Origin of the sequence: Mesorhizobium sp. M7A.F.Ca.US.006.04.2.1 (assembly GCF_004022915.1) — a bacterium.
GTDB lineage: Bacteria > Pseudomonadota > Alphaproteobacteria > Rhizobiales > Rhizobiaceae > Mesorhizobium > Mesorhizobium ciceri.
This window is the reverse complement of sequence record NZ_RZQA01000199.1, coordinates 1-8,226: the sequence shown is the minus strand read 5'-3', so window position 1 is coordinate 8,226 and position 8,226 is coordinate 1. Positions and strand designations below refer to the sequence as shown.

General features: G+C 61.9%; 10 protein-coding genes. 5 read left to right on the top strand and 5 right to left on the bottom strand.

Going from position 1 to position 8,226, the window contains the following annotated elements; translation table 11 throughout:
- Positions 1-639, top strand: a 639-nt coding sequence (locus EN925_RS13200) for an alpha/beta hydrolase (RefSeq protein WP_128336593.1), incomplete at its 5' end; no start/stop codon positions are given.
- Between the two features lie 27 nt (positions 640-666).
- Here the strand turns inward: EN925_RS13200 and EN925_RS13195 are convergent.
- On the bottom strand, positions 667-1,719 hold the full coding sequence (locus EN925_RS13195) for a DUF1176 domain-containing protein (protein WP_127370290.1): 1,053 nt from the start codon (positions 1,717-1,719) through the stop codon (positions 667-669).
- A 138-nt stretch (positions 1,720-1,857) separates the two neighbouring features.
- Here EN925_RS13195 and EN925_RS13190 point away from each other — a divergent pair, with 138 nt between their 5' ends.
- Positions 1,858-2,364, top strand: a complete 507-nt coding sequence (locus EN925_RS13190; RefSeq protein WP_063167831.1) for a DUF1993 family protein — start codon at positions 1,858-1,860, stop codon at positions 2,362-2,364.
- Positions 2,365-2,425: 61 nt separating this feature from the next.
- On the opposite strand, the gene EN925_RS13185 is transcribed toward EN925_RS13190, so the two are convergent.
- Positions 2,426-2,590 carry a hypothetical protein gene (locus tag EN925_RS13185; RefSeq protein WP_023810361.1) on the bottom strand — a complete coding sequence of 55 codons (165 nt, stop codon included), beginning with the start codon at positions 2,588-2,590 and terminating at the stop codon, positions 2,426-2,428.
- 309 nt (positions 2,591-2,899) lie between these two features.
- On the opposite strand from EN925_RS13185, the gene EN925_RS13180 reads away from it, so the two are divergent.
- The 3 genes from EN925_RS13180 (at position 2,900) to EN925_RS13170 (ending at position 5,853) form a co-directional block, all read left to right on the top strand.
- Positions 2,900-3,355, top strand: a complete 456-nt coding sequence (locus tag EN925_RS13180) for a hypothetical protein (protein WP_082827379.1) — start codon at positions 2,900-2,902, stop codon at positions 3,353-3,355.
- 113 nt (positions 3,356-3,468) lie between these two features.
- Positions 3,469-4,536: an aldo/keto reductase gene (locus EN925_RS13175; RefSeq protein ID WP_127370093.1), complete on the top strand. Its 1,068-nt coding sequence runs from the start codon at positions 3,469-3,471 to the stop codon at positions 4,534-4,536.
- A gap of 51 nt (positions 4,537-4,587) precedes the next feature.
- Positions 4,588-5,853 carry a cysteine desulfurase-like protein gene (locus tag EN925_RS13170; protein WP_127388531.1) on the top strand — a complete coding sequence of 422 codons (1,266 nt, stop codon included), beginning with the start codon at positions 4,588-4,590 and terminating at the stop codon, positions 5,851-5,853.
- A 15-nt stretch (positions 5,854-5,868) separates the two neighbouring features.
- On the opposite strand, the gene EN925_RS13165 is transcribed toward EN925_RS13170, so the two are convergent.
- The 3 genes from EN925_RS13165 to EN925_RS13155 all read right to left on the bottom strand — a co-directional run.
- Positions 5,869-6,897 carry a histone deacetylase family protein gene (locus tag EN925_RS13165; protein ID WP_127369609.1) on the bottom strand — a complete coding sequence of 343 codons (1,029 nt, stop codon included), beginning with the start codon at positions 6,895-6,897 and terminating at the stop codon, positions 5,869-5,871.
- A complete protein-coding gene (locus tag EN925_RS13160; protein ID WP_064995381.1) occupies positions 6,894-7,406 on the bottom strand; it encodes a GNAT family N-acetyltransferase in 513 nt (170 codons plus the stop codon). The genes EN925_RS13165 and EN925_RS13160 overlap by 4 nt, the downstream gene beginning before the upstream one ends.
- A gap of 25 nt (positions 7,407-7,431) precedes the next feature.
- On the bottom strand, positions 7,432-8,226 hold a 795-nt coding region (locus EN925_RS13155), incomplete at its 5' end, for a 3-keto-5-aminohexanoate cleavage protein (protein ID WP_164894194.1).

The window sequence follows — 8,226 nt, the reverse complement described above, 5'->3', positions numbered from 1 at the left end:
GTGCAGCAGGATCTGTTGCTGAAAACCGACGCCGGCGATATCAGGCATGTCGCCGTCGGCAAGACCGAGGGCGCCGGCATCATCGTGCTTTACCTGCACGGGCAGGGCGGCAGCCGCAAGCAAGGCGTCGACGACTTCACCTTCGGCGGCAATTTCAACCGGCTCAAGAACCTGATGGCCAGCAATGGCGGCCTCTACCTTAGCCCGGATTTTACCGATTTCGGCGACAAGGGAGCAGCGCAGGTGGCAGCGCTGATCGGTCACTATGCCGACCGGTCGCCAGGCGCGAAGATCTTCGTTGCCTGCGGATCGATGGGTGGTGCGCTGTGCTGGAAGCTTGCCGCGCGCAAGGACATGGGCGGCCGCATCAACGGCCTGCTGCTGCTCGGCTCGCTATGGGATGAGAGCTTTTTCACCAGCCCAGCATTCAAGCGCCGTGTGCCGGTCTTTTTCGGCCAGGGCAGTCACGACGTGGTCTTCCCAGTGGCAAATCAGGAGGCATTCTTTCGCTCGATCCTGGCCAAATCGAAGACTTACCCGACCCGTTTCGTTCGTTTCGAGACCGGCACCCATGGCACCCCGATCCGCATGACCGACTGGCGCGGCACGCTCAACTGGATGCTGTCGAAGTCGCCCTGACAGGCTGCCTGCAAGCCCGTGTGACGCTCAAGGCGCAGTGTTGTAGTCGACGACAGTCTCGGGATTTTGCTCGCCGTCATATGATGCATCGACGTCGTACTGGACCAGCGAGAAATTGCCGTTGCGGAACAGATACGTGCCGGCGTCGGAAGCATCGCCGACCCCGCGCCACTTGTTGAACGTGGTGATCGTCTGGGTGGCCTCGTCATAGTCGGAATTGACCGCCCAGCCGGACGTCTGGAAACCGACGATGCTCATGCCCAGCAATTTGCCGTTGCTGTCATTGTTCTCGTAGCGGATGTCCATCTTGGGTTCGGCGAATTGCAATTGCTGCACGGCCGATGTCTCGTCGGTCATATAATAGACCGAGCTTTCATTGTAGGCGGCGGCCGAGCAGGAAAAATGGAACAGCCGCGTCTCCTTGTCGGGGTCGCCGGGCTGCGCATCCTTGTCCTTGTATTTGATTGAAAAGACCGTTGGCTCGTCGGCCAGGAACTGTTTGTCGCACTGGCCGCCATAGGTTGCCAGAAACGCCTTCTTTGCCTGCTCCAGCGCAGTGTCCTTCTTCGGTGGCGGCGGCCCGTCGCCGCAGCTTGGCGGCAGCGCCTCCTCGAAATCGGCGGTGGAGGGTTTCAGTGCCCCATTCTCGATGTGGATCGGATCGAAGGGTGGCTCCGCCTGGATCTGGGCATTCACCTGGCGCAGCGTGTAGCAGCCGGCAAAAACCTTTTCGCCGCCGCTCTTGTCGGTGGCGCGGATGGCGACGGGCACGTTGTAGAAAATGCTGCCGGCCGCACCTTCGTCGGAAACCGCCCCGGTCAAGACCTCGACCTTGTCGGTGCCGTCATAGCCCTTGACGAAACTGTCGAAATCCTTTGCCGGTTTTGTATCGCCGAAATACCCCCAGGCGCGGGCGAATTCGTGCCGGGTGATGGCGCTGTAGAGCGAACGAACAACAGCATCGGCGCTCGACCGGTCGTCGACATAGGGCGCTTCGGGGGCATCTTCGGCTGCCAAGGTCGTTTGACCGATCGGGGCCAGGGAGAGAAAGGCAGTCGCTGCGAAAAGGGCGCATCTCATCGGGAACCTCCGCTCGATAAGAGGATTCTACGACGGCGATTGCGGCAACGTGGTGACGCGGCGTCGGCGGCCTTGAAAAATCCTGCACGAAGGCGCTACGTCGCGTCCGCCGGCGCTGGGCCGGGCAGGAGATTTGACGTGACGATATCGATGTATGAGGCATCCGTGCCGGTGTTTTCGGCTAGGCTGAAAGCGCTTTCCAATGTGCTTGCGACCGCCGAACAGAATGCGCTGGACCGCAAGATAGACCCGCAGGTTTTTCTGACGGCGCGGCTGGCGCCGGACATGTTCGCCTTGACCAGGCAGGTGCAGATCGCCACCGATCATGCCAAGGGCGCGCCGTCACGGCTCGCCGGCCGCGAAGTGCCGAAATACGAGGACAATGAGGCGAGTTTTGCCGATGTCCAGGCTCGCATCACGAAGACGCTCGACCTTCTCGCGACATTTTCGGCTGCCGAATTCGACGGCTCCGATGACAAGATCATCGAGCTGAAGCTTGGTGGACGCGAAAGCTCGATGCCCGGCCTGCAGTATCTGCTGCATGTGGCCATGCCCAACTTCTATTTCCATCTCACCACGGCTTACGACATCCTTCGCCACAATGGCGTACCGTTGGGCAAGGCGACGTTCCTGGGATCGCGCTAAGGAATTGAATTTTTTGGAGGTGTCCCGGACCGATCCGGGACATCCTGAACACCGGATGCAGCTAGCGAATGGACATTTCGCGGGCGATGCGGGGGAAGTCGGCCGGCTTGATCCCTATGTCGGCGCGGTCGGCATTGCTCATCGAATGAAGCAGCGCGAGCGCCGAGCGGTATCTCAGATGTTCCTGTGGCCGAGGCCGGGCGAACATTTCAGTGAAGAAACCCATGATTCAAGCCCCAAATTGGTCCTCCACGGCTGCCAATATAGGTGAATCGTGACAATTGTGCAGTGCAGCATTTGCATACCTGCCATGTCTTGGCGATTTTTTTCGCCATTTTCCGCAACCGGGTGAAACTTTTGCTGACGCGCATCGTAGCCTCGAATGCTGGCTGCATGGCTGCCACGAGGCGACGGCTAAATTCATTGAGATCGGTGCCATGCATTTTTAACGAGCCGGTTCTATGCTTCGATACCCGAATGGTCGGGCGAGGGGGAGGCTGACATCGCTACTGGCGCCAAGCGGGATTTCGCTTCGTTGCTCGACGACCTCTTCATCGCCCCCGACAAGAATGGCGAGGACGTAGAGGCCGGCGCTCGTCCATCCATCCCGTTCGACTATCTTTCGGTGGCCGATGAGCTCCATTCCGGTCGCATCAAGGTTTCCGCTGCCGAATATCGCGAGGCAGGCGCGGATCTGGCGACCGAATTCGCCGCTTTGCTCGATCATGCCAAGCTGGCTCTCGCCGGCGAAGAGCCAAAGCCCGAGGAAAAACTGCCGCCGATCGATCCCGAAGCCATCGCCGTCGAACTCGGCCTCAATCAGCCCAAGCAGGTCGCCGATTTCGGCCGTATGCGCCGCAGCTTTGCCTTTGCCAACCATCCCGACCGCGTCGCCCCACATTTGCGCCAGCGCGCCATGATCCGCATGCAAGTGGCCAACATGCTGATCGACGAGGCCAAGCGTCGTGCACTGGCCGGTGCTCGCCGCTAACCCGGCTGGTTCACGCAAAAGTCGGCCTGGCGAGGCTTGGAGAGCGGCTCTGCTTTGCCTATAGATGCGGCTCCTCCGCGCAGTCGCGCCAGCCTTCCTCCGGAGCCGAATCCATGCACAAACGCCGTCTCGGTCGGACTGATCTTCTTGTTACCCAGATCTGCCTGGGCTCCATGACCTGGGGCCAGCAGAACACCGAGGCCGAAGGCCACGCCCAGATGGACCTGGCTTTCTCGCGCGGCGTCAATTTCATCGACACTGCCGAGCTCTATCCGATCCCGCCCAAGGCGGAGACGCAGGGGCGGACCGAAAAGATCATCGGCAGCTGGATGAAGGCCAAGGGCAACCGCGACAAGGTGATCTTGGCCTCGAAGGTCGTCGGCCGCACGGCCAACAGCTGGTTTCGCGGCGACAGGCCGTCGCAACTGGTGCGCGCCGATATCTTTGACGCCATCGACAAGTCGCTGGCCAAGCTCGGCACCGACTACATCGACCTCTATCAGATCCACTGGCCGGAGCGGGATATCCCCTGGGGCGCCAACCCGACGCGCGTCGGCGCCGTGTCGCCACGCGCCGATTCCGTCGGCGCACCGGCCGGCGAAACGCCGATCGCCGAGACGCTTGCCGTGTTTGACGAATTGGTGAAGGCAGGAAAGATCCGGCATTTCGGCCTGTCGAACGAGAGTTCCTGGGGCGTGATGCGGTTCCTTGCCGAAGCCGACCAGGGTATCGGCCCGCGCGTCGCGTCGATCCAGAACGCCTATAATCTCGTCAACCGCACCTTCGAGGTGAATCTCGCCGAGGTCTGCGAGCGCGAGCAGGTGTCGCTGCTGCCCTATTCGCCGCTGGCGCAGGGCTATCTCACCGGCAAGTACGACCACGGCGCGCGGCCTCAGGGCTCGCGCACGCAGCTGTTCAATCGCGGCCAGCGCTACGAGACGCCAGGTGCCGCCGAGGCACAACTCGAATACAATGAGCTGGCGCGCTCCTTTGGCCTGGAGCCGGCACTGTTTGCCAACGCCTTTGTCTCGAGCCGGCCGTTCGTGACCTCGAACATCGTCGGCGCGACGACCGTTGCGCAGCTCGATATGGCGCTGTCTTCCGTCGACGTCGTCTGGACCGACGAAATGCAGAAGGCGGTGGATGCGATCCACCAGCGGGTCGGCAATCCCTGTCCTTGAACGGGGATTGCTGGCCGAATATCCAACGATTACAATGGGAGAAGGGCGGCAATGAATTTTCCGATCGAGGCTATCCGGGGAAAATTTCCCGCTCTCTCTCTGACCGACAAGGGCCGCCGCCGCATCTATCTCGACAACCCTGCCGGCACGCAGGTGCCACAGGCAGTGGCGGATGCGGTATCGCGCTGTCTCTTGACCACCAATGCGAACCTTGGCGGCTACTTCGAAACGACGATTGCCGCGCAGGCCGTCGTCGATGAGGCACATGAGGCCATGGCCGATTTCCTCGGCGCCGCAAGTCCTGAGGAAATCATCATCGGCGCCAACATGACGACGCTGACCTACCACATCTCGCGCACGCTCGGCCGCACGATGCAGCCCGGTGACGAGATCATTCTCACCCGCATGGACCATGAGGGCAACGTCTCGCCCTGGCTGCAACTGGCCGAGGATCACGGCCTCGTCGTGCGCTGGCTGCCGTTCGACGAAACCAGCTGGCAGGTCGAGGAGGCGACGCTGGCTGGCTTGCTTTCGGAGAAGACACGGCTGGTCGCGTTGAACTACGCCAGCAATTTGACCGGTTCGATCAACCGGGTGAAGGCGCTGACTGCGATAGCCAGGAATGCCGGTGCGCTGGTCTATGTCGATGCCGTCCAATTCGCGCCGCACGGCCTGATCGACGTGCAGGAGCTCGGCTGCGATTTTTTGATCTGCTCGGCCTACAAATTCTTCGGACCGCATATGGGCATATTGTGGGGCCGCCGTGATGTCATCGAGACGCTGGAGCCCTACAAATGCCGCTGCTCTTCCAACGGTCTGCCGGAGCGGTTCGAACTCGGCACGCCGCAGATCGAGCTGATGGCCGGCCTCACCGCCGCGGTCGACTACTTTGCCGACCTTGGCGCGGCGGCGGGCGAGGGCGGTTCAAGAAGGCAGAAGATCGCCAAGGCGTTCGCGGCTTCGATCGCATACGAAAACCCGTTGGCGCAACAACTGATCGACAGCCTGTCCGATATCGAGGGCTTGACCGTCCACGGCATCACTGACCCGAAGCGGCTCGGCGATCGCGTGCCGACGGTTTCCTTCACGGTCGAGCGCATCGTGCCGGAGACAATCGTGCGGCAGATGAACGCCGAAAATATCTTCCTGTGGTCCGGTCACAACTACGCCTGGGAGATCGTCCACCAGCTCGGCATTCCAGCCGAGCATGGCGTCGTGCGCATCGGCATTGCTCACTACAACACGGCAGCCGAAATCGACGAAACGCTGGAAAGTGTGCATCGGGTCATCGCCATGCTCAGGCAGCAGCGCTCCTGACGCTGGCTTGAGCATTCACCGCATCTTGCCGCCGAAACCAGTGAGGAACGCCGTGAGATTGTCGCCGAGTTCGTCGCAGAGGTAGCCGCCCTCCTGGACGATGACCGTCGGTAGGTCGAGCTTTGCGATGGCCTCGCCGATGCGCGAGAAGCCAGGCGTCGTCACCGAAAGTCCGCCGAACGGATCGCCCTCGAACGCGTCGAGGCCGAGCGCCACAACGAGCGCGTCGGGCGAAAAGGCACGGATGCGCTGGAAGGCCACCTCGAGCGCTTCGAGAAACGCCGCGTCGGCGGATTTGCGCGGCAGCGGCAGGTTGAAATTGTAGCCGAGGCCGGGCCCTTCGCCGCGCTCGTCGGCATGGCCCCAGAAGAACGGATAGAAGCGCACCGGATCGGCGTGCAGCGAGACGGTCAGCACATCCGGCCGTGCATAGAAGATGCCTTGCGTGCCGTTGCCGTGATGCAGGTCGACATCGAGGATCGCCACCCGTGCGGCTTGTTTGCGCAGAACCTGCGCGGCGACGGCCGAGTTGTTGATGAAACAGAAGCCGCCGGCGACATCGGCAAAGGCATGGTGGCCGGGCGGGCGGCACAGCGCGTAGGCGGCCGGCGCGCCTGATATCACCGCCTCGGCGGCTTCGACCGCGCTCCAGGCGCTCCACAGCGCGCTCTGCCATGTTTCGCCCGAGATCGGGCAAGCCGTGTCGGCCATGTGATAGCCGGCCTGGCCGACCGCCGAGGCCGGATAGGAGCCATTGCGCGCAATCGGATGGATGTTCGGGATCACTTCGGCCGAAGCGCCCTCGATGCGCTGCCAGCGCGCGTAGATATGCTCGAGGAAATCCAGATATTCCGGCGTGTGCACCGCCGCGGCCGGGCCGAGCCCATGATCCCGAGGTCGCTCGATCGTGCAACCCGCAGATAGTGCGCCGACTAACAATCTCTCGATGCGCTCCGGCTTTTCCGGATTGGGCTGTGCCGCGCCGCTCGAAAGAAAGGCCCTGGGGTCGTGGCGCTTCTGTTCCTCGGCATAGAAGGCTTTCATTCCTGATCCCCGTTTTCCGGCGCGTCGGCGAAAGCAAAGAAGGCCTCGCCGATGATTTTTTGGGTCTGTTCGTAGCTCGACCAGGCGATGCCCAGCCTCTCGTAGAAGGCCTTGGCCCCTTCATTGTCGGTGTCGACGGACAGCCGGAGATAGACGCCGCCTTCCTTCCGGCACTGCGCCGCAACGTGCCGCAGCAGCCGCTCGCCGATCTTCCGGCCGCGAAACCGGTCTTCGACATAGAGATCCTGCACATAGACGCCAGGCCGCCCCATCCATGTCGAAAAGATCGGGAAATGCAGGCAAAGGCCGGCAAACTCGCCGCCCACTTCGGCGATCAGGGTGGAGAAAGCGGGCTTTTCACCAAAGCCGTAGGTGCGCAAATCATCTGCTGTCGAAATGATCTCCTCCGGCGCACCGATATGCGTGCCGAGTTTCAGGATCGCGGCGTGGATGGTTTCGACGTCTTCCACTCGGCCGGGGCGGAGGCGGATTTTGGGCGAGGCAATCATTGCAGGTTCATCTCAGATCAGCATCTCAAAACGCCACCCGGTCGCCGCCCTTGAGCGCCAGCATGTCGCGCGCTTCGGTGGGCGTTGCAACCTCCAGCGACAGCCCGTCGAGAATGCCACGGATACGGCGCACTTGATCGGCATTGGATTTCGCCAGCTGGCGGCCGTCATAGAGACTGTCCTCCAGCCCGACACGGACATTGCCGCCCATGGCTGCTGCAATTGAGATCAGCGGCATCTGCTGGCGGCCGGCGGCGAGCACCGAGAACTGGTAGCTGTCGCCGAACAATTTGTCGGCGATCCGCTTCATGTGGACGAGATTGTCCGGGTCGGCGCCGATGCCGCCCAATATGCCAAGGACGAATTGGATGAACAGCGGTCCCGACACCAACCCCCGATCGCGAAAATGCGCCAGCGAATAGAGATGGCCGACATCATAGCATTCGAATTCGAAGCGCGTGCCGCAGCCCTTACCCAACCTCTCAAGCACACTCTCCATGTCGGCGAAGGTGTTCTTGAATATGGTGTCGCGCGTGGCTTCCAGCAGTTTGGGTTCCCATTCGTGCTGCCATTCCCGTGGCTTGTCGAGCATCGGAAACAGCGCGAAATTCATCGAACCCATGTTGAGCGAGCACATTTCGGGTTCGGCCCGCAAAGGGGCTGCCAGCCGCTGGTCCAGCGTCATCAGCGACGAGCCGCCGGTGGTGATGTTGATCACCGCATCGGTCGCCTGCTTGATGCGCGGCAGGAACTGCATGTAGACGTCCGGATCGGCGGTCGGGCGGCCATCTCTGGGTTCGCGGGCGTGCAGATGCAGGAT